Source organism: Rhodovulum sulfidophilum DSM 1374 (genome assembly GCF_001633165.1).
Taxonomy (GTDB): domain Bacteria; phylum Pseudomonadota; class Alphaproteobacteria; order Rhodobacterales; family Rhodobacteraceae; genus Rhodovulum; species Rhodovulum sulfidophilum.
This window is the reverse complement of the sequence record NZ_CP015418.1, coordinates 3908105-3930665: the sequence shown is the minus strand read 5'-3', so window position 1 is coordinate 3930665 and position 22561 is coordinate 3908105. Positions and strand designations below refer to the sequence as shown.

The 22561-nt window shown below is 66.3% G+C and carries 9 protein-coding genes; all 9 read left to right on the top strand.

The annotated features are described in order from the left end of the window. The first annotated feature begins 9 nt into the window (after positions 1-9). The 9 genes from A6W98_RS18230 (at position 10) to A6W98_RS21560 (ending at position 22536) form a co-directional block, all read left to right on the top strand. Positions 10-12963, top strand: coding sequence for a beta strand repeat-containing protein (locus A6W98_RS18230; protein WP_042464050.1), 12954 nt, complete (start codon positions 10-12; stop codon positions 12961-12963). Between the two features lie 17 nt (positions 12964-12980). After that, positions 12981-13280: a DUF3467 domain-containing protein gene (locus tag A6W98_RS18225; RefSeq protein WP_042464047.1), complete on the top strand. Its 300-nt coding sequence runs from the start codon at positions 12981-12983 to the stop codon at positions 13278-13280. 7 nt (positions 13281-13287) lie between these two features. Further along, positions 13288-14913, top strand: a complete 1626-nt coding sequence (locus tag A6W98_RS18220; RefSeq protein WP_042464045.1) for an efflux RND transporter periplasmic adaptor subunit — start codon at positions 13288-13290, stop codon at positions 14911-14913. After that, entirely contained in the window at positions 14886-16853 is a 1968-nt protein-coding gene (locus A6W98_RS18215) for a site-2 protease family protein (protein ID WP_155734847.1), read from the top strand. The genes A6W98_RS18220 and A6W98_RS18215 overlap by 28 nt, the downstream gene beginning before the upstream one ends. A 764-nt stretch (positions 16854-17617) precedes the next feature. Continuing rightward, the gene (locus A6W98_RS18210) at positions 17618-19921 is read left to right on the top strand and encodes a type VI secretion system Vgr family protein (RefSeq protein ID WP_052678114.1); all 2304 of its coding nucleotides are present in this window, start codon (positions 17618-17620) and stop codon (positions 19919-19921) included. A gap of 21 nt (positions 19922-19942) precedes the next feature. Next, entirely contained in the window at positions 19943-20659 is a 717-nt protein-coding gene (locus A6W98_RS21725) for a hypothetical protein (protein WP_196760220.1), read from the top strand. A gap of 13 nt (positions 20660-20672) precedes the next feature. Further along, a complete protein-coding gene (locus tag A6W98_RS18200; protein WP_042464040.1) occupies positions 20673-21464 on the top strand; it encodes a hypothetical protein in 792 nt (263 codons plus the stop codon). Continuing rightward, positions 21461-21871 carry a hypothetical protein gene (locus A6W98_RS21565; RefSeq protein WP_042464039.1) on the top strand — a complete coding sequence of 137 codons (411 nt, stop codon included), beginning with the start codon at positions 21461-21463 and terminating at the stop codon, positions 21869-21871. Before A6W98_RS18200 ends, A6W98_RS21565 begins: the two co-directional genes overlap by 4 nt. Next, a complete protein-coding gene (locus tag A6W98_RS21560; protein WP_042464038.1) occupies positions 21868-22536 on the top strand; it encodes a DUF4123 domain-containing protein in 669 nt (222 codons plus the stop codon). The genes A6W98_RS21565 and A6W98_RS21560 overlap by 4 nt, the downstream gene beginning before the upstream one ends. The last annotated feature ends 25 nt before the right edge of the window (positions 22537-22561 follow it).

Sequence of the window (22561 nt, the reverse complement as noted above, 5' to 3'; positions counted from 1 at the left end):
GGACTGACGATGGGACAGCAGAAGGCGCTCCAGCAGGCCGAAGCCCTGCCGATCGACCGGCGGGCGGTTCCTCTCGAGCCGAGGGTCATGCTCGATGCCAATCTCGACATCGATCTGTCCGGCGGCGCCGATCTGACCTCGATCCTGTCGGGGCTTGCGCAGATCGCCGACCAGCAGGCCGACAATGCCGACGCCATCCTCGACCAGTTCGACGCCTCGGCCGGGGCGGCCTTCGACGTTCTGGGCTCTGTGCTGGGCGACAGCGGCGACGACCTGACCGCGGTCAGCGAGACCGTGGACCGGATCCGCAGTGCGATTTCCGAACTGCGCGCCAGCATCACCGGCGGGATCTCGGGGCTGATCGACGGCGATTTCGCCTCGGATCTAGCCGATGCCGCGAATGACAGCCTCGGAGACGATACGTCGATCAGCTTCTCGGGCAACCTCTCGGCATCCGAGATCGCCGAGGTCTTCACCGTCGAGAACTTCACCGACGGCACGATCTTCGACGATCTCGAGGATCTGCTGGATGCCGAGGGCGTGTCGGGCGACGACATGGCCGCGGCGCTGTCCGACGTGCTGGATCAGGTCGCGGATGCGATGGGCCTGACAGACACGCTGTCCCTGTCGCTGAGCGACATCGTCGTTGACGGCGAGACGCTGGTCTCGTTCACCGACAATGCCGACGGGGCGGTCTCGGTCGAGGTGGCGCTGGACACCGACGGCCTGGCCGCAGATTTCGACAGCGCGATCGCCGATCTGCTGCCCGGGCTGGAACTGCCCTTCGACCTGTCCTCGACGGATCCCCTCGGCGGGTCGATCTCGTTCCAGATCTCGGTCGAGGCCGAGCTGTCGGGAGGCGCGCTGGACAGCCTCGAGCTGCATATCGACAATTTCAGCTTCGACCCGCTGGTTTCGGTTGGCGGCGAGATCGACACCGGCGACGACGCGACAGCCACCCTTGGTCTGGTGGGCCTGACCGTCGAGTCGTTCACCACCGCGCTCTTCTCGGTGGTCGTCACCGGGGCGGATACGCTGGATCTGGGCGGGGTCATCGATTTCGGCTCGGGCGATTTCGACTTTTTCGGCGACGAGGCCGATCTGGGCATCTCGGGGTTGATCCAGGAGGTGGGCGGCAGCGGCTTCACCGAAATCGAGGCGAACACGTCCTACGACCTGTTCCAGCTGGACTTCACCGGCACCCTCGACATGGGCGAGTCCTCGGAAAGCTACAGCGGCGTGCTGACCCTGTCCTCGGTGCTGGATACCGCTTCCGGCGAGGATCCGGCCACCGTCTTCGCCGACAATGCCTCGGTCGATCTGTCGGTCGATTTCGACGATGCGAGCCTTGGCACGGAGGCGCTGGAAACCCTGACCGCCACCCTCGAGGCGCTGTTCTCGCTGGATGCCGAGGACATCATCGACTTCCTTGGCGAGGCCGGTGCCAACATCGCGGGCCTGCTGAAAAACAGCGTGTTCGATTTCGAGATCCCGCTGAGCGATCTGCAGATCTCGGATGTGCTCGACAGCTTGGCCTCGGTCTTCACCAATATCGCCGACACCTTCAGCATCGACACCGAATCCCTTGGCTTCTCGGAGAATGTCAGCGGCCAGACCCTTGGCGCGGCCATCGCCGGCCTGACCGGCTCGGCGCTGACCGCAAGCGATCTCGACGCGCTGTCCGAGTACAGCTCGATCACTCTGACCGTCACCGATGCGGGTACCGCCGTGACCGGGATCGAGGTGAATCTGGAAGGCAGCGACGTTCTCGACACCTCGCTGAGCGTGGCCGAGCGGCTGGCGGCGCTGGCCACCCTGCTGCAGGCGGCGGTTTCCCCCTATGGGCTGTCGGTCGGCGTTACCGCCACCGGCGGGCTGAGGATTGCCTCGGACGAGCAGGAAGACGACGGCGAGACCTACCGCAACTCGCTGGCGGTGACCGGGGCGACCCGGGCCGACGACGACAGCGAGGACGACGATTTCTCGCTGATCGATCTGGGCTTCGCCTCGGGCGATCTGGGCGCGCTCGAATACAGTGCCGACGGCACGCTCTATCCCGACGACGACAGCGAGACGGTCAGCGAATACTTCCTCGGGTTCTCGACCGGCACCGACACGGTGACGCTGGACACGCTGGATATCGACGATCTGGCGGGCGTCACCTCGATGCGCTTCACCTTTACCGTCGACGGGGTCGAGCGGAAGGTGGACGTCACCTCGGACACCGGCTGGGACGATCTTGCGTCCTTCGTCGAGGATTTCAACGCGGCGCTGGATGCCGAGGGTGTCGGCGTCACCGTGGGCAGCGATGGCGGCTACGACGAGAATGGCGATCTGGTCGGCGGCACCGGGCTGAGCTTCACCCTCGACGCCGACGAGACGCGCAGCATCCAGATCACCGTGGAAGACGGCGACACCCTGCGCGCCACCACCATCGACGGGCTGCTTGACTGGGTGAATTCGGAACTGTCCCAGGCCTGGGAAGGCGCGGCGCTTGAACTGACCGAGGACGGCGCGCTGGTCTTCGTTCTGCCCGAGGCCACCTCCACGCTGGTGATCGAAGCCGATGACGGGGTGTTGTTCTCGGCCGAAGATGTGGGGCTGAGCTTCCTGGGCGACGTCACCCTTTCCGCCGATCTGGCGGGCGAACTGACCGCGGCGCTGACCTCTTCGATCGGGATCGACCTGGCGGGGCTTGGCAGCAGCCTGATCGACATCGCCTCGAACGCGCTGCAGGGCGCCTCGGACCTTGGCGAAGACCTGTTCGATGCGTTGCTGGACTATGCCTTCATCGAGGACGTGACCCTGACCGCCTCGGCCTCTGCGACGGCCACCGACATCACCGGCTCGGCGGATCTGGGAATCGCGGCCTTTACGGTCGGGACCTCGGATCCCTCGGCCAATTTCGTCGCCTTCGACGTGCAGATGCTGGTGACGCTCGTGGGGACCGACAGCGACGGTCTGGCCAGCAACCGCATCACCATGCACAACCTCTACAACGCGGTGACCGACGTCTACGACGTCGTGGACGGCGAGACCGTGGTGACCGAGGCCGAGGGCATCGACTCTCTGATCGGCCTGCTGGAGCTTTCCGGCGGGCTGCTGACCGATGGCGAAGGCCGGGCGCTGGCCTCCGACGGGTCCGAGGTCGCGGATTCGGCCGATCTGCAGACAGCCGATGCGTTCGACTACGGCGGTGACGGCACACTGGCGGAATTCGTGGCCTATCTGGGTGACATCACCCTGTCGGTGGGCGATGTCGCGGGGCTGAACGAGGGCGTGATCGACGGCATCGGCGTGACCGTCACCGACCTGTTCGATCTGGACGGAACCACCGAGATCGCGGTGGTCTCCGAGGACGAAAGCGCCGCGGCCGCGCTGGAGGCGCTGGGCAATCTCGAGGATGGTGACATCCTCGACGCGCTGACCGCCATCGCCCACATGCTGGTGGTGGTCGGCGAGGCGCTGGAGGATTATCTGCCGTACCTCGATGCCGAGATCCCGCTGCTGAACTTCTCGATCCTCGACGCGATCAGCTTCTCGGCCGATTTCCTCGAGGCGCTGCAGGACATCCGCAACGACATGGATGCGGCGCTGGATACGCTGGACAGCTATCTGGAAGACGTGTTCGGGGAGGACACGGTCGAGCTGGGTTGGGACAGCGATGCTTCGACCCTGACCTTCGCGCTGTCTTTCCAGTTCCTCGACGACTATTCCGAAAGCCTGCCGTTCCAGCTCGATCTGGCCGAGCTTCTGGGCGATGCGCTGGCCGATATCGTCGGCGAGGATCTGGCCGATACCGTGACCGGGCTGGTCGATGCGTCGGGCGAGGGGGCGCTGGTCTTCGACCCGCTGCTAAGCCTCGATTTCACCTTCGGGCTCGATCTCAGCGGGCTGCTGGCGGACCCGACCGATCTGGCCGAACTCTCCACCGCACTCGGCGCGCTCGCGACCACCGGTGCGGTCAACATGCGGCCCTCGGGCGGCAACGACCTGCGCATCACCCGGTTCGACGCGGACGGCAACTCGTCCAAGGTCGAGGTCGATCTCGACGGGCTGGAGACGCTGGAAGAGGTGATCGCGGCCATCGACGCGGCGGTCGACGCGGCCTTCGACGGCACCGTCAGCTTCACCTACGATGCCGAGACCGGCCAGATCACCCTGTCGGACAGCGGCAACAGCGAGACCGAGGACACCGGGCTGAACCTGCTGTTCGGCGCGTCCCGCGACTCGTCCGAGAACGACGACGGGCTGCAGGAAATCGCGCTGGACGACGGTTTCACCGATTATGAAAGCGCCGCAACCTTCGACGTCCAGATCGGCGACGAACGGGTGACGGTCACGATCGAGGCCGAGGCGGGCCGCGATCAGGATGGCTTCGTCGATGCCCTGAACGCCGCGCTGGCAGCCGCCAGCATCGACCGCGGTGCGATTTCCGACACCGCGATCCACGGCACTACCGTGGCGCTATCCAGCCTGATGACCGCGCGGGTGACCGCCGACGGCATCCTGGCGCTGACCGCGACCGGCTACGACACGGCGCTGAGCTACGACACTATCGAGTTCTCGGTCACCGGCGAGGATCTGTCCGAGGGGATCGGCTTTGCAATCACCGATCTGGGCGGCGCCAACATCGCCGAAGTGCTGGGCTTCGAAAGCAGCCGGGATGCCATCGTCGGCGACATTACCTCAGGGACGCTCTATGTCGCCGACGATGGCGATGCGATCCGGATCTACCTCGACACCGAGGAAAGCGGCATCAAGCTGTCCTTCAGCGCGGGCGTCGAGGAGGGGCTGAACCTGACCCTGGCGCTGGGCCCGCTTTCGGTCTCGGTCACCGACGGGCACGCCTATATCTCGGCCGCCGACGGGTCGGGCGATCCGGCCTATATCTTCCTCGGCATCAACGACATCGACGGCGACGAATACGAAGGCCAGTACGACCTGTCGCATCTTGCCACGCTGTTCTCGGATACCTCGCTGTCGGTCTCGGACCTGTTCAGCTACGAGGTGTCCATCGGCATCGACGTGTCGCTGCCGATGAGCGACAGCATCGGCCTGTTCGACCCCGACACCGACGGCCTGACCTGGCAGGCGACGCTGCTTTCCGTCAGCGACGCCACCGCGGCGACCGGTGGGCTGATCGACATCTTCAACGGTAATCTCGGCGGCCTGACCGGGCTCGACTTCACCCTGCCCGATCTCAGCGACTATCTCGAAAACCTCAACATCCTGTCGCTGCTGAACGACCCGGTCCTGCTGCTTGAGGGGCTGGACATGATCATCGAGCAGATCCAGTCGCTGTTCGACGACTTCCTGTCGGATATCAACTTGCCGATCGTGGGCGATTCCATTGGCGTCGGCGTGACCTTCTTCGAGGAATTCCGCATGCTGGTGCTGGAAGAGGCGCTGGAATACGCCTCGACCCCGCTCGCGGACGGCACCATGCCGACCACGGTCGATCTGGTCACGGGCTTCCTCAACGATGCGCTGAACGATCTGCTGGGCACCTCGGGCGAGACCTATCTGCAGGCCTACCTGAACACCGATGGCGGCACCGAGGACAGCTATGTCTATGCGGCGCTGAATTTCGGCGCGACGATCTTCTCGGAATATCTGGATATCGACTTCGATCTGGGGATCCCGGGCTTCGACCTGGAGGTCGAAGAGGGCAGCCAGATCCTGATGCAGCTTTACTATTCGGTGAATATCGGCTTCGGCTACGATTCGAACGGCTTCTTCCTGCTGAACGATACCGACACCGACGAGATCACCCTGGAATTCAGCGTCGACGCTGGCAGCTTCGAGGCCTCGATGGCGCTGTTCGAGGTGCTGGGCGTAAGCGCCACCGCGGTGACGCTGGACGACGATGGCAACATCATCTCGACTGCTTCGGACGAGGATGGCGGCACGGCGAAGCTGACCGCGACGATGGGCGCCGATCTCTATGGCGACCAAGGGCTTGCGATCATCGATCCGGACGATCAGGGCGACAGCGACGCGATCACCTCGGACGGGGTCTATCGCGACTTCTCGGGCGTCACCCCGCTGGATGGGATCGGCGAAGAGCTGACCTACGAGACCGTGGTCTATCTCAGCCAGCTCGACACCTCGAACCTGATCTCGTTCACCTTCGAGGCCGAGGTCGCCATCGTGCTGTCGATCGAGGGTAACATCCTCGACCCGACCACCGGCAAGCCGATCGAGATCAACGGCGTCACCTACCTGCCCTCGGTTGCGACCGAGCTGGAATTCGTGGCGACTTTCAGCATCGGGGACGGTCTGAATATCGAGACGCTGATGTTCCACAACGTCCGCGTCGACATCAGCGAGATTTACGACGCGCTGATCGCACCGATCCTCGATCCGCTCATGGACGTGGTCGAGCCGCTCGCCGAGTTCTTCAAGTTCCTCAACGAAGAGCCTATGTCGATCTTGGTCGACATCCTCGGCGAGATCTATCCGATCATCAAGATGGCCGGGACCGTGGCGGAAATCGGCGAAGAGGTCACCGATTTCCTCACGTATCTCAACGACAGCGAAGGCATCGTAATGTTCGGGGATTACGACTTCTCGTCCATGTCCGACGATCTGGAAACGGGCGACGCCGAGCTGTCCGATGCCTCCGGCAGCCAGGTGTCGATCTCGGGAAGCAGTTCGTCCTCGGGCTATTCCGGCAAGTTCGGGGTGTTCGGCAGCGGCGCGCTGCAGATCGAGATTCCGCTGCTGACCAACCCGTTCTCGGTGATCGACCTTCTGCTGGGCAACTACGAGGACGTGGTCCTGGTCGAGCTGCGGATGGTGCTGTTCAATTTCGACACCGGCGGGCGGATCGACCTGGTCGACGAGTTCCTCGACCTGATGGACATGCCCGGCTGGGCCGCCGATATAGTGTCCTCGATCTTCGAGGCCGGGATCGAGGCCCGTTTCGTGGCGCAGATCGAGGTCGGCTACGATCTCAGCGGCATCGTCAACTTCGTCAACACGCTGGACCCGGAACGGCTGCTGGACGGGATCTTCCTGTCGACCGAGCTGGTCGATGTCTATGTGGGGCTCGACGCCTCGCTCAGTTCGCCCTTTGCCGGGCTTTCGGTGGCGGGCTATGCCGGGGTGACGCTGTATTTCAACGACCCCAACCACGACGGCAAGCTGCGCCTGACCGAGATGATCGCGATCGTCGAGGCGGCCTACGAGGAAATCTCCGACGGCGATATCCTCGAGGCCCTCGGCTACATCTTCTACGGCGAGGCCAGCTTCGGGTTCGAACTGTCGGTCTGGGTCGGCATCGACCTTCTGTTGACCAAGCTGAGCTGGGATATCGAACTGTTCAAAGACGACGGCTCGGTCGATTTCGGCGGCAACCCGGTCTCGGGCGAGGTCGCCGGCGACATGGACGGCTCTGGCACCGTGGTCCTGAACATCGGCTCGAATGCGGGCGCGTCGAACTCGGCGATCCAGGAAGACGGCGACGACACCCTGGTCATCACCGGGCCGAACTCGCCGATCCAGGTCACCTACACCCAGGGCGGCAAGAAGGTGACCGGCGAGATCGATCAGGATGCCAACGCGCTGGTCATTCCCGCGGGCTCGGGCGATAACGAGATCGACCTGTCGGGGATCACCAACGACGTCATCACCATCACCTATACCGGGGCTGGCGAGGACACGATCACCCTGCCGAACCAGGGCCTGCACGTGGTCTTCGCGGGCGATGGAGACGACACCATCACCGTCGATGGCGAGGCCACCGGCACCTACATCATCTTCGGCGAGGCAGGCAGCGACACCGTCGAGATCGACGGCGGCAACGTCGTCTATATCGGGTCCGACGATTACGGGCTGCGCGATCTCTTCATCGAAGCCTTCTCCAGCGGCGACGTCACCGCCACCGAGGTGCTCAGCCTGCTGGGGCTGAATGCCGACGGCACTGTCGATACCAACTCGGACAAGGCGAATTACGACGGTCTGACCCTCAGCGGACTGCTGGAGAACTACACCGGGCTGACCCAGACCAATGCCGACAAGTCGGCCGATACCATCACGCTCGGCTCGGGCAATGCCATCGTCCTGACGGGCGGCGGCGACGACGTGATCCTGATCGACCTGACCAATGACGGCGAGGTCCGGATCTATTCCGGCGCGGGCGACGACATCATCAATGCGGGCGGCTCCAGCGTCTATGTCGAGGGCGGCGCGGGCAGCGACATGATCGTTGTGGACGGCGACGAGACCACGGTTTGGGGCTGGGGCGCGCAGGCCGGGGAATCGGGGCTCGACGGCGACGACGCCATCGACACGCTGGCTCTGCGCGACGGCATGGACGTCATCACCGGCGGTTCGGGCAGCGACATGATCTATGGCCAGAACGGCGACGACATCCTGCAGGGCGGGCTGGGCGACGACATGCTGTCCGGCGGTCTCGGCGACGATCTGGTCTCCGGCGGCACCCTCACCCTGGTGACCTCGGGCGGGACCGTCATCGACCTGACCACCTTCGATGTCGACACCAACTTCACCACCAACATGATCCTCGGGTCCGTCGATGCCGCCGATGGCGAGGACACGATCTTGGGCGGCAAGGGGTCCGACATCATGATGGGCGGCGGCGGCGCCGACAGCATCGAGGGCGGCACCGGCAAAGACATCCTGATCGGCGATTTCGCCGAGATCAAGCTCAGCCCCAATCTTGCGGCGGGGGCGATCACATCGACCTATGTCAATTCGCGCAATGCGGGCCAGGACGCTCTTTACGGCGGCACCGGCGACGACATCCTGATCGCGGGCGGCGCAGGCGAGGGCGAGGCCGAGACCCTGACCGATACCGAGGGCAGCAACATCCTGATCGGCGATTTCGCCGTGCTGGAGGGCTCGATCATCCTCGATGCGGTGACCAAGATTACCACGCTGGCCTCGGAGATGGGCGGCGACGACATCCTGACCGCCGGCAACGGCACCGACATCCTGATCGGCGGCGAGGGCAGCGACGTCATCACCGCCGGGCTGGGCGCTGATATCGTTCTTGGCGATCTGGGCATCATCGACTTCAGCGAAGGCACGATCCGGGGCGACTCGACCGCAGCCGACGGCAATGACACCATCACCGTGGGCAACGATGACGGCACCAGCAGCGTCGATGACCTGAAGGACATCGTCATCGGCTCGCTCGGCGACGATACCGTTGCCGCAGGCGATGGCGGGCTGGTGATGCTGGGCGACGGGGGGACGATTACCACCGATCCCACCGCGCTGAACGCGCTCAGGACATATGTGCCGCTGGGCTCGGACCCCAGCGACGACGACGTAGCTGCGGATCTGAAGGCACGAAACCTGATCTCGGCACTGGCCGCGTCGGTTGTCTCGACCCCGAACGAGGACGATGGCGACGACACCGTGACCGTGGCGGGCGGCGAGACCATCGCGGTCCTCGGCGGCGGCTCGGACGTGGCGGAACTGGCCGACGGGGTGAATTACGTCCTCGGCGACGACGGCACCATCACGATCGAGGCCAATGCCGACTACACCGGCCGCAGGGTGGAGCTGACCAGCGCCGCGGCTGCGGCGGCAGCGAACGACGACCAGATCAACACCGGCAGCGGCAGCGACGTGATCGTCGGCGGCGAGGGTTCGGACGAGATCCGCGCGGGTGTGGGCAACAACGCGATCCTCGGCGACAACGGCACCCTTAGCCGCGACGACACCGGCGACACCCTGTCGCTGACCCTGAAATCGGCCTATCTGCGCACCGATGGCGACGACCTCGTCGTCACCGGCTCGGGCGACGATGCGGCGGTGCTTGGCGGCGGCGACGACACCGCTGAGCTGGGCGACGGCGACAATATCGCGATGGGCGACAGCGGCACCGCGACCTGGATCGGTGACGAGATCGAGTTGGAAAGCGCCAATCCGAATTATGGCGGCGACGATTCCATCACCACCGGGTCCGGCGATGACGCGATCCTGGCCGGGTCCGGCAACGACACGGTCGATGCCGGGAACGGCGGCAATGCGGTGATCGGCGACAACGGCCATCTGCAGATTGACGAGGCCGGGATCGAGCTGACCTCAACCGATCCCAGCCTCGGCGGCAATGACAAGATTACCACCGGATCGGGCAACGACGCGGTGCTGGCCGGGTCCGGCAACGACACGGTCGATGCCGGGAACGGCGGCAATGCGGTGATCGGCGACAACGGCCATCTGCAGATTGACGAGGCCGGGATCGAGCTGACCTCAACCGATCCCAGCCTCGGCGGCAATGACAAGATTACCACCGGATCGGGCAACGACGCGGTGCTGGCCGGGGTGGGAAGCGACACGGTCGATGCCGGGAACGGCAGCAATGCGGTGATTGGCGACAACGGCCATCTGAAGATTGACGAGGCCGGGATCGAGCTGACCTCGGCCGATCCCAGCCTCGGCGGCGACGACAAGATTACCACCGGATCGGGCAACGACGCGGTGCTGGCCGGGGTGGGAAGCGACACGGTCGATGCCGGGAACGGCAGCAATGCGGTGATCGGCGACAACGGCCATCTGCAGATCGACGAGGCCGGGATCGAGCTGACCTCGGCCGATCCCAGCGTCGGCGGCAATGACAAGATCACCACCGGCTCGGGCAACGACGCGGTGCTGGCCGGGGTGGGAAGCGACACGGTCGATGCCGGGAACGGCAGCAATGCGGTGATCGGCGACAACGGCCATCTGCAGATCGACGAGGCCGGGATCGAGCTGACCTCGGCCGATCCCGGCCTCGGCGGCGGCGACAAGATTACCACCGGCTCGGGCAACGACGCGGTGCTGGCCGGGGTGGGAAGCGACACGGTCGATGCCGGGAGCGGCGGCAATGCGGTGATCGGCGACAACGGCCATCTGCAGATCGACGAGGACGGGATCGAGTTGACCTCGGCCGATCCCAGCCTCGGCGGCGACGACAAGATCACCACCGGCTCGGGCAACGACGTGGTCCTGGCCGGTCTGGGCAGCGACACGGTCAGCGCGGGCGATGGAGAGAACTTCGTGCTGGGCGATAACGGCTGGATCTCGCTGGTCGACGAGAACGTGGTCGAGACCTCGGACGAATCCCTTGGCGGCGATGACGTCATCACCACCGGCAAGGATAACGACGTGGTCATCGGCGGCACCGGGTCGGACACCATTGCGCTGGGCGACGGCGACAACCGGGCGCTGGGCGACAGCGGTTACTACCGCTCGCAGGGCGAACTGGTCTCGGCCCATCTGGACAGCGACGGGGCCGACAAGGTGACCTCGGGCACCGGCAACGACTTCGTGGTCATCGGCGGCGATGCCGATACTGCGGCGCTGGGCGACGGCGACAACCGGGCAATCGGCGACAGCGGCCGGATCGTCTGGTCGGCGACCGAGATCGGCACGATGGAGACCACCGATACCGATACCGGTGCGGGCGACCGGATCGTGACCGGCTCCGGCTCGGACGCGATCCTGGGCGGCGATGGCGGCGACACCATCGATGCGGGCGACGGCGACAACGCGGTGATCGGCGACCAGGGTCGGATCGAGCTGGATGCGGGCGCCGATCAGGTCGTGGCGCGGCGCGTGGTCACCAAGGACGTGGCCCAGGGCGGCGGCGACGTCCTCACCACCGGCAAGGGCGACGATGTCGTCCTGGCCGGGGCGGGCGGCGACACCGTCTCGACCGGCGCGGGCGAGGATGCGGTGCTGGGCGATAACGGCGAATACGTCTCGTCCCACATGACCGGGACCGGCTCGCTGACCGCGGCGGTTCTCGATTTCGGCGGCGACGACGTGATCTACACCGGCGCCGGCGCGGATATCGTCATGGGCAGCCAGGGCAACGACCGGATCGAGGTCGGCGAGGGCGAGGACGTCGCGCTGGGCGATGACGGCACCGTCACCTTCATCAATAGGACCGACGTGCAGACGCTGGTGCTGACCAATATCGAACTGGGCGGCGACGACATCATCAGCGCCTCGAACCAGTCGGGCGACTCGATCTTCTTCGGCCAGGCCGGGGCTGACACGGTGATCGGCGGCAGCGACGACGACATCATCATCGGCGATCTCGTCGAGATCACCTTCACCGATGCGTCTGCGGCGATGGCCGGGCAGTCGGCGGTCGACCGGGTCGACTACATGATCGGGGTCCGCCCGGATCTGGGCTTCGACGATCACCTGAGCGGCGTGGACGGCAACGATTTCATCATCGGCGGCTTCGGCGACGACGAGATCCATGGCGGCGACGGTCAGGACTTCCTGATCGGCGACACGATCATCTACCAGCGGTCCTATACCGAGATGGCCGACGGTACACTGTTCGAGGTGATCCTGCTGGATACCAACTTCGCCTACAGGACCGGGGGCTACGACACTATCTACGGCGAGGCGGGCAGCGACGTGATGATCGGCAACCTCGGCCCGGACCTGTTCTACGGCGATACCGAGGAAGACGTGATCTTCTCGGACGGCTATGCGGGCGAATACCACGGCCGCTGGAGCAGCCTCGGCTTCGAGGGCGACACCGCCTTCCGCACCCTGTGGAAATCGAACTTCGCCGGGCCCGGCGCCATCGACGTGGTCTCCCGCGCCCAGCAGGACGACTCGATCGGCAGCCCGCTGGACCTGGTCCTTGAGGAAATGGACGTCGCGAACGAGGACCGCGGCCTGCTGGCGGGCGGCGAATTCATCTCGGAGGGCGCAGGCATCGACACCTCGTTCTTCGCGGGTCGGCTGCTGGACTTCCTGGAAACCGACGAAGTGGTCGGCACGCTTGCGACCTTGGTGACGCTGGGCGCCGATCAGGCGGTGCTGGCGCAGGCGCTGGAAGCCGCCATCGCCGAGAATTTCGGGGACATCTGGGATCTGGATGCGCCCGAACTCGAACTGGTGATCAAGAAGATGATCTCCTTCCTGCTGAGCGAGGTGCAGGCTGAAGATGCCGCCACTGGCTCGGCGATTGCTGCATGACAAGACAAGGACAGAACATGACCGACAAACCCGCCAAGGCCACCGGCACCATCAACGGCGTCAAGATTTCGTGGGACGACAGCGAGATGGTCAGCCACTACGCCAATATCGGCACGGCGACCGCCAACCGCGAGGAATTCTTCCTGCTATTCGGCACCCACCAGCACTGGCGCGGGACCATGGACGAGAAGAAGGAAATCGAGGTGAAGCTGGCCAACCGCATCGTGATGAGCCCCTATGCGGCCAAGCGGCTGGCGGTGATCCTGACCCAGTCGATCAAGGCCTACGAGGAACAGTTCGGCAAGATCGAGGCCTGAGCCGGAGATGTTCGGATCGCCGCGGGCCATCCTCTGGCTCGGGGGCTCGGGCGAGCTCCGCACACTGTTCGGGGCCCTGCCCGAGGACATCGCGCAGGAGACGCTTGAAACGCTGAAAGGTGAGAAGCCGGTGATCCGGCGGCTTGGTGACCGGCTGCTCGCCTTGGTCCCCGTGATGCGCGCGGGCACGGCAGCAGGCCATGCCGTCTGGCTTTTCGACCGGGTGCCACCCGTCACCGAACTGCCCGCGCTGCTGGAAGAGCTGCGCGGGCTCAGTGCGGCCTTCGCGCCCGCCGCCGTCGAGGGCGACGCGGCGCCCGGCAAGCAGCTTGCCCTGCCGATCGCGCTGTCGCGGTTGGGCGAGGGTACGAAACTCAAGGCAGATGGCGTCGCTGCCACGGTGGCTGATGCCTGCGTCGAGGCCGGGATCTGCAGCGCCGCGCTGGTGGTGCCCTGCACCGCCAGCGACGGGCTGGCGGGCGTGGGCCGGGTGAGCGCGTCCGACCGCGGCTTCGACGCCCATGCCGACGAGATCCGCCAGATCGTCGCCAGCTACCGCCCCGAGGCCGACCGCCGCCCCGACCCGCGCCGGATAGCGGCCGCCGATCTTGACGAGGCCGTCTTCGACGCGGCGCTGATCGGCGAGATGCTGGGGGCCGGGGCGCTGCTCCTGGACCTGCCGCCGCGCGGTCAGGCGGGCACCGCGCTGATCCTGCTGGACCCCGCGCCCGGGGCGGATGTCGCAGGGCTCGCCGATCTGGTTTCGGTCGCCAGCCGCCGCCCGTCCGGTCGTGGCCGCAGCCGCCGCGCGAAGGTCCTGCGCGGCGGGATGGCCGCCATCGGGGTCGCGCTGGCGGTCTGGCTTGCGCTGCCGGCGCCGCTGCGGATCACCGCGACCGCGCTCTCCGGGGCCAGCCACGCGCAATCGGTCGCGCTGCCTTTCGAGGCCTTCATCCGCGAGATGCGGGTCGAGGTCGGCCACCATGTCGAGAAGGGCGACCCCATCGCCGTTTTCACCGCGCCCGATCTGGAAGAGAAGGCCGCCCAAGCCGATCTGCAGCTGTCCATCGAACAGGTGAACGCCCAGGCGGCGCTGTCGCAGAACGACTACGGCGCCTATGTGATGTCCGAGCAGAAGCAGCAAGCCCTGCGCCGCCAGATCGACCAGCTCGGCCGCCGGATCGAGCAGCTGCGGGTGACCGCGCCGGTCTCGGGCCAGGTGATTGCGACACTGGGCAGCGGCGTCTCTGGGCGGCATGTGCCGACCGGGACCGAGATCGTGGCGATCCAGCCCGACGACGATTTCAACGTGGCGCTGACGGTGTCGCGGGTCGACGCGCCGCTGGTCGCGCAGGGTCAGTCGGGCGAGGTCTATTTCCGCGGTCTGGCCGGGCGGACCTGGCCCCTGACCGTCACCACCCCGGTCGCCGTCACCCGGGACATGGAGACCGAGACCGAGCATCTGACCGCCTGGGCCCATATCGACGCGCCCGGCGAGGGGCGGCTGTTCGTGGGCCTGTCGGGCTTTGCCAAGGTCGAGGTCGGCCGCACGGTCCGGGCCTATGCCTATTCCCGCTACGTTCTCGAATTCCTGAAGGTGAAGGCATGGACCTGGTTCGGCTTTCACTTGTGAACCAGCTTGCCCTGCGCCTGTCCTCGGACGGGCGGGCGCGGCAGAGCTATCTGGCGCAGGACCGCTCCTCGGGGCGAATCTTCACCCTGCCGCGGGCGCTGGCGCTGGCGCTGCGACGGGTGCAGGCGGCCGAGCGGGGCGATGCCGAGGCCCGCAAGAGGGTCGGCCGCGAGGAACTGCGCGACGTCTCGGGGCTGCTGGGCCAGATCCGTGCCGCGCGCGGCCAGGACCGGCTGACTCGGCGCCGGTTCAACCCGGTCTTCGCCTCGTTCCCGCTGATCGACCTCGGCCCTCTGCAGCCGCGGATGCAGCCTCTGGCCCGGGCGCTGGTCGGGCCGGGCTTCCTGGTCTTCATGGCGGCTCTTCTTGGCGCCGCGCTTTTCCTGGGGATCCGCTCCGACTGGGCGATCTTCTCGGCTTACCGGAACATGTTCTCGCTGGAGGCCATCGCCACCTTCGGGCTGGTCGCGCCGGTCCTGAAGATATTCCATGAGGCCGGGCACGCGCTGACCGCCACCCGCTACGGGGTGCGGCTGCGCAAGGGCGGGCTCTACCTGATCGGGCTTTATCCGATGCCCTATGTGGACTGCACCGAGGCCGATGTAAGTGCCCGGCGGCGGCACCGGATCGCGATCAGCCTGGCGGGTATCCTGGTCGACGTCACCGTCGGCCTGATCGCCTTCGTGCTGTGGTATCTGGTGGCTGGCAGCTACTGGCAGGTACTGATCGGCCATGTCTTCGTGTTCTCGACGCTGAACTCGGTGCTGTTCAACGCCAACCCTCTGACCCGGCTGGACGGCTATTACGTGATGACCGACCTGTTGCGGCGCCGCAACCTGGCGACTCGGGCCTCGGCGACGCTGGCCGATCTGAGGCTCTGGGCGATGACCACGGGACTTGCGGGCAACCGCCCGCGCGAGCCCCGGCACTGGGGGCTCGTGGCCTATTCAGTGGGCAGCTTCCTCTACCGGTTGAAGATCCTCTACGTGATCGGCTTTGCTCTGCTGCCGCGCTATCTGGGGCTCGGCATCGTGGTGATGGCCTGGGGCGCGGTGGCGATGTTCGTGGCGCCGCTGATGCAGGACGAGATTCCGCGGGTGCATCTGGACGACGCCGCGCGGCGGCGACGGCGCTGGATGCGCGCTGGGCTGGCGGGCGGGCTGGTGGTGGCGCTGGGCTTCGTACCGCTTCCCTATCACCTCAGGCTCGACGTCGCCGCCGATGTCGAGGGACACTACCAGCTGACCACTCAGAGCGCGGGGTTCCTGCAGGCGCTGGCGCCCGGCGGGCCGATCGGCGGCGGGACCCGGCTTGCGGCGCTGGAAAATCCCGCGCTCCGCGACCGGGCCGAGGTTCTGGACGCCAACCTTGCCGGGGCCCGCGCGGCCTATGAAAGCGTGCGCGGCGATCACCCGGCCAAGGCGGCGATGGCGGCGCGTCAGGTGATGTCGCTGAGCGATCAGGTCGCCGTTTCGGCCCGCGAGATCGCGGGGCTGACCCTGACCGCGCCCGGCGACGGTGTGTTCGTACCGTCGCGGCTGGACCGTGCGGGGGCGTTCCTGCCCTCGGGCACGGCGCTGGGGGCCTTCCTGCCGGTGGCGGGTGGCGCAGTGCTGTCGGGGCCGTTCCCCGAGCGTTATGTCGACAAGTTCCAGCAGGGGCCGGTGGCGGCCGAACTGAGGATCGCGGGCGAGTATCTGACGCTGGATCCCTCGGCGGCGGCACTGCGCACCATCATCGGGGTCGACCGCGCTTCGGGCACCCGCATTTACCAGCTGACGATCCCAGCGGATCTGACGCCCGCGTCGCTGGCCGGACGGCCCGGGGCGCTCCGGCTGACCTTCGCGGCCGAGCCGCTGGTCTGTCACATAAAGTTCCTGATCCAAGGCCTGGCCGCCCGGTTCCGAGAAGCCCAGATGGCCGACCGCAGCGGAATCTGAATATCTCCCGGCGCGGGGCGAAAGGGGCGGTGTCCCGGCCCCAGGTGTGGTTTCTCATGAGGTTGACCTTGCCCCCGGATCCCGGACTGGTGCGATATTCATTATGCGGCCATTGCGGCTGCCATGTCGATCCTTGCCTGCTCTGGCGTGCGGTCTCCGATGCTCGAGTGGCGGCGCTTCCGGTTGTAGAAGATAGCCATGTACTCGAACAGCGCCGCCTTGGCTTCGCGGCGCGACCGGACCCTACCGCCCACACATCGCCTGAGACGAAGGAACAGAACGAGACAGCAAGACCATTGAGATGATGGAGCACAGTCAGCCCGCCCGCCAGGACACCCCGTCGAATGTTAGGGACACATCGTTGGCCGTTAACCCGTATGGAACTTGGCTTGCGGAAACCATCGGGGCCAGCGGCCGCGTGCGCCGCGCAAACGGGCCGGACACACGTCTGCTTCTGACCAGTGCAAAATCAGGCTCAGAAAAGCCTTTCTAAGCAGGAGTCATCCACACAGGCTATTTGTGACCGCCGCCGCGAGAGCAGTTTCGGCGCGGACGGGACCACCGGGAATTGCGCCCTTGTGGCCCCGCCGGACGGTCTCGACACCTGATCTTGGCAGGGCTCGGTCCTGTCCTGCCCGCCGCGTAACTCCGCGGATCGGCACAATACCGCCAATGATCGCGCTCTGCCAAAAGCAATCGGCAGCCTAAGGTTGCCATGACATGGCTCGCCCCACTACTTTAGCGGTATTGAAAGAGGGTATTTCATGAGTGGCTTCTTCCGTCAGGACGCCCGCATGGGCCGGATTTCAACGGTTCTGGGGCAGGATGTCCTGGTGCTCCGCCGGTTCGAAGGCACGGATCACCTGAACGCGCTGTTCGACTATTCCGCGGACTGCCTCGCTGCCACGGCCGATCTCGATTTCGACCGGCTGATCGGGACGCATGCCACCGTCACCCTCACCACGAAGGACGGCGAACGCCCTTTCGACGGCATCGTCACCGAGGCGCGCTGGCTGGGCTCGGGCGACAACGGCCATCGCTACCGGCTGCGGCTCCGGCCCTGGGCCTTTCTTGCCAGCCTTCGCCGTAACCAGCGGATCTTCCACAACAAGACCGTGATCGAGATCCTGACCGAGCTGCTCTCGGCCTATGCGGATGCGGGCGCGCTGACGGTGGAACTCGCGAACGATTACCCCGAGCTCGAATACACCGTGCAATACCGCGAGAGCGATCTGGCCTTCGCCTGCCGGATGATGGAGCGGCACGGGATTTCCTATCACTTCCGCCACGCGGATGGCGGTCATGAGATGGTGCTGACCGACCAGGTCGAGGCCCATGACAGCATCGGCGCGCGGCCGTTCCGGCCCGCCGAGGGCCACCATCAGGAGGAGGTCTCGCATTTCCGCGCCTGGCGGCCCGCGCGACGGATCACGACCGGCGCCATCCGGCTGACGGACTACAATTTCAAGACCCCGGTGGCGGCGATGGAGACCGACCACCTGGGCGATGCCGCCTACGAACAGGGCCAGATCGAGAGCTTCGATTGGCCGGGCGATTACCTCGACCAGGGCCGCGGCCGGGTGGTGGCCGAGCTGCGCGCCGCAGGCGAACGCGGCCAGGACCGGCGCTTTGAGGCCGAGGGCGATATCGCGGCGCTCGGCGCGGGTCTCCGGGTGACGCTTTCGGGCGATCCGGTGCCCGGGACCGGTGGCGAGTACATGTGCCTGAGCGCGCGGCACTCCTACACCGCCGACAACTATGGGTCAGGCGGGTCGGACGATGGCGACGGCCGCGCCTATGACGGGCAATATGTCCTGATGCCGGTCGAGGCGCCGCTTCTGCCCGAACAGAAGACCGCGCGGGCCGACGTGCGGGGGCCGCAGACCGCGACGGTGGTCGGCGAGGGCGAGATCGACTGCGACGAATATGGCCGGATTCTGGTGCGGTTCCACTGGGACCTGGACGAGGCCTGGTCGATGCGCTGCCGGGTATCGCAAAGCTGGGCCGGTGCCGGCTGGGGCGGGATGGTGATCCCGCGGATCGGCATGGAGGTGGTGGTCGAGTTCCTCGACGGCGACCCGGACAAGCCGCTGGTCACGGGCTGCGTCTATAACGGGCGCCTTGAGCGCCCCTACGACTTGCCTGCGAACAAGACGAAATCGGTGTTCCGCTCCAACACGCATCAGGGTTCGGGCTATAACGAGATCGGCTTCGAGGACCAGTCGGGCCGCGAGGAGGTCTTTATCCACGCGCAGAAGGACATGGTGACAAAGGTGCTCAACGACACCTCTACCCATGTGCTGTCCAATTCCGTCACCCGCATTGGGGCAAATGCCAAGCTCCAGGTCGAGGGCAATCAGGTCGAGCGCGTTGGCCGTAACCGCTCTGTCAGCATCGGCGGGGCGAATGGCAGCCTGTTGTCTTTGCTGACGGCACTGGTGGCGGCGGGCGGCTCGTTCTTCTCCAAATCATCTAAATCTGCGGGCGCGCCAGGCGTGGTGACGAGCTTTGCCGATGACGTCGCAAGGGTGGCGCAGGTCGAGGGCGAAGTCGCCAACGTCGCGGGAGCCAAGGATTTTGCCGACACCGGCGCGCACCGCAGCGAGGCGGGCGCGCAGCAAGCTTCGGCCGCCTCGACGTTGGGCGGGCTATTGTCGAGCATCCTGCCCGGCTCGGGCATTTTGACGACGGTGGTAGAGAAGTTCCGTTCCGATACCGTCGGGATTGCCGCGACCGAACAGATCGGGGTGGCGAAGAACACTCTGGTCGGATTGGTAAACGCGATCTCGGTTGGCAAGAAGATGCAAATCGTGGTCGGCGAGGATTACGACCTGGAAACGAAGAAGTCGATCTTCGCGCGCACCGTTACCCACACGCTCACCGCCAAGGAGAAATTCGTCATCGCGGGACCGGGCGGGTCGATCACCATCGACCAGTCCGGCATGGTGATCAAGGCGGCGAAGCTTGAGGTGAAATCTCCGTCGACGAACTTTACCGGGGGATCTCCCGATCAGGTTGAGGCGCTGAAATCCGACAAACCCTTTGTCGAAGAATGCCCCTACAAGTGAGGTGATCCAATGGCCGGGGCGATGAGCTTCAAGAATTGCGATCATTGCAACGATTGCGACGATCTGCTCAATGAGCTCCAGCGCCGCGCCTATTCCACGGAATCTGGCGGAAACAAGGGCTTGCTGACACGCTGGGCGGAACAGGTCTTTGGCTGCCAGACGCCACAGAACACGATCAGCGCGCATGCCTCCTGCGCCGGGCACCGGATGTCGGGGACCTGGGAGGGGCACAATCAGGCGATGCGAACACAGCAGCAGCGATTGCGCGACGCCGTCGAGGAATATGACGACAACGATTGCGGCGACAAGGTTTCGGACCCGACCGCCGCGCGCCGGTCGATGCGTGACATGCGGCGGATGGCTTATTCCGGTTCGGTGCCGGTGGCGCCGGGCGATTACAAGGGGCCGCCGGTCCCGGGCAATGTCTCGATGCCGCGCACGATGGGGCAGGCGGTGGGCGATTTCGGGCGCGGCATATGCCTGTCGGCCTCGCAGGCCGGGGGCACGCTGATCGGCGGCGGCGCGGGGGCGATTGGCGGCGGCGTTGCCGGCGGGGTTGTCGACGGGGCGATCGGCGCGGGCGCGGGCACGCTGGTGGCTCCCGGCCTGGGCACCGTGGGCGGCGCGGCGACCGGGGCGGGATATGGCGCCGCGACCGGGGCCGTGGCGGGCGGACTCGCGGGGGGCTCGATGGGCTACAACGTCGGCACGACATTCGGCAACTGGCTTTGCTACTGAGGATAACGGGACCATGACCACGACACCGCTTCCGCGCGCATCGCGCGTCCCGATCGAAGAGGGGCTGGCGATCATAGACCCCGCCCACGGGCTGCTCAGCTATCTTGCGCAATCTGTCCTCGCGCCCTTCTGGGAGGCCTTTCCGGGCGGCCTGACGGGGCCGCTGCCGCCTGCGCGCGAAGCGGCGCGCGCGGCGATCAGGCTTTGGAACGAAGGCGGATCCGACGACACGCTGGCGCAGTTTCGCGCGACACTGGCGGCAAGAGATCCCGCGCAGGCCGAGGCCTGGGAGGCCTTCTTGCGCGCGATTTTGTGGCGGGAGGACAATCGCGACCTGCGGGGGTGGCGGATGTGGTTCTCCGACAATCAGCACAGGCAGGGCCCGGTCGGCCGGGTCCCGGGCGCGGTCGTCGACGGATTGCGGCAAGCTTATCGCGACGAAGTGGTGACGCGGGGCCGCGTGATCGACGACCTGCTGGAGGGGCTGGCCGAGGCACCGCTCGACGACTGGGACCTGTGGCTGCACGCGCAGTATGCCTACAGCCTGATCGACGCGGATCGGTTCGACACCGGAAGGGTGCGCCGCGACCTGTCCCGCTTTGCCGATGCGAAACTGTTCGAGACTTTCCTGCGCGCCCATGTGCTGACGCTTGCGCCGAACGATCAGGAGGCGGTGACGGGCGCGGTGCGCGCGTTCTGGGCCGATCTTTGGGGCGAGCCGGTGGACAGCCCCGCCGGCCTGATGCTGACCGAGACGGCGGAGGATGCCGAGCGCATCCCCTCGGCGCGGGAGATGCTGGGATGATGCGGATCGACCGGGCCATGCTGGCGCGTGCCGAGGATGTGCGCTTCGCGGCGGCGCGCGACCGGCTCAAGGCGCGGCTGCTGGCCGAGCCGCAAGCGACGCAGATGTCCGACCGCCAGCGCCGGGCCTTCGTCGACTGGATCGACGGGGTCTGGGCGCAGGTGCGCGCGGCCCCCGGCGCGGCCGAACATCCGGTGACGCTGCAACGCGCCGTGCTCATCGAGATGACGCGCCCGCGCTGGTCGGCCGATCCGCTGCTGGCCGCTTATGTAGACCGCATGGTGGCCACGCCGGGGCGCGCCTGGCCCTTCGAGGCGGGCGTGACCGCCGTCTGGCGCAACGTGCTGGCCGCTCGCCTGATGCGCCCCGAAATCGTCGCCTTCATCGCGCAGGAGGAAAAGCTGTGAGCCGCGAACCGACCCGGATGCCCGGCCCGGATGGAGCCGCGTCCGCGGCACCCGACCGCGAGACGGTCCTGGCGGGTCTGGCCGCCTATGCTTTCGCCCGGGCCGAGGCCCTGCCGGGCGGCCATGTCTTCGGCCTGATCGACGCGGCCTGCGATCCGCTGAGCGCGGTCACGCTCGAGGCCTTCCCCGAACCCGCGCGCTGCCTGATAGGGGGGAGCCTGGGCGAAGAGTTGGCTGGTGTCGCGCCCTGGCTGGTGCGGTTCGACCGGCACGGGCCTGCCTGGGACTGGTTTGCGTCGGAGGCCTGGGGGCGGAACCGGGGCGTGCTGGTGGTCTCGAATCTGGATCTCGCGCGACTGAAGGCCCGGCTCAAGAAGCCGTTGCGGGTCGAGGATGAGGATGGAAAGCGGTATTTCTTCAAGTATTACCGCCCCAATCACCTCAATGCCTACCTGCCCGCGATGGATGAGCCGCAGCGCCGCACGATGTTCTCGGGAGTGGCGTGCTATCTCGCCGAAGCCCCGGGCACGGGCGCGCATCTGCTGGCGCATGTGCCGGACCGCGCCGAGCCCGAACGGGTGGCGCTGGAGCCGCTGGGCGCGGGCCTGGTGGTACGCCCTCCAGACGCGCAGGCACTTGCAACAGAGACTACAGAAAAGGTTTGAAGCTATGCAGATCGGCACGGATCAG

Excerpts from the sequence above, each read along its gene's own strand:
- A6W98_RS18230 (WP_042464050.1), top strand. The coding sequence starts at position 10 with ATGGGACAGCAGAAGGCGCTCCAGCAGGCCGAAGCCCTGCCGATCGAC.
- A6W98_RS18215 (WP_155734847.1), top strand. The coding sequence starts at position 14,886 with ATGGACCTGGTTCGGCTTTCACTTGTGAACCAGCTTGCCCTGCGCCTG.
- A6W98_RS18225 (WP_042464047.1), top strand. The coding sequence starts at position 12,981 with ATGACCGACAAACCCGCCAAGGCCACCGGCACCATCAACGGCGTCAAG.
- A6W98_RS18210 (WP_052678114.1), top strand. The coding sequence starts at position 17,618 with ATGAGTGGCTTCTTCCGTCAGGACGCCCGCATGGGCCGGATTTCAACG.
- A6W98_RS21725 (WP_196760220.1), top strand. The coding sequence starts at position 19,943 with ATGAGCTTCAAGAATTGCGATCATTGCAACGATTGCGACGATCTGCTC.
- A6W98_RS18200 (WP_042464040.1), top strand. The coding sequence starts at position 20,673 with ATGACCACGACACCGCTTCCGCGCGCATCGCGCGTCCCGATCGAAGAG.
- A6W98_RS21565 (WP_042464039.1), top strand. The coding sequence starts at position 21,461 with ATGATGCGGATCGACCGGGCCATGCTGGCGCGTGCCGAGGATGTGCGC.
- A6W98_RS18220 (WP_042464045.1), top strand. The coding sequence starts at position 13,288 with ATGTTCGGATCGCCGCGGGCCATCCTCTGGCTCGGGGGCTCGGGCGAG.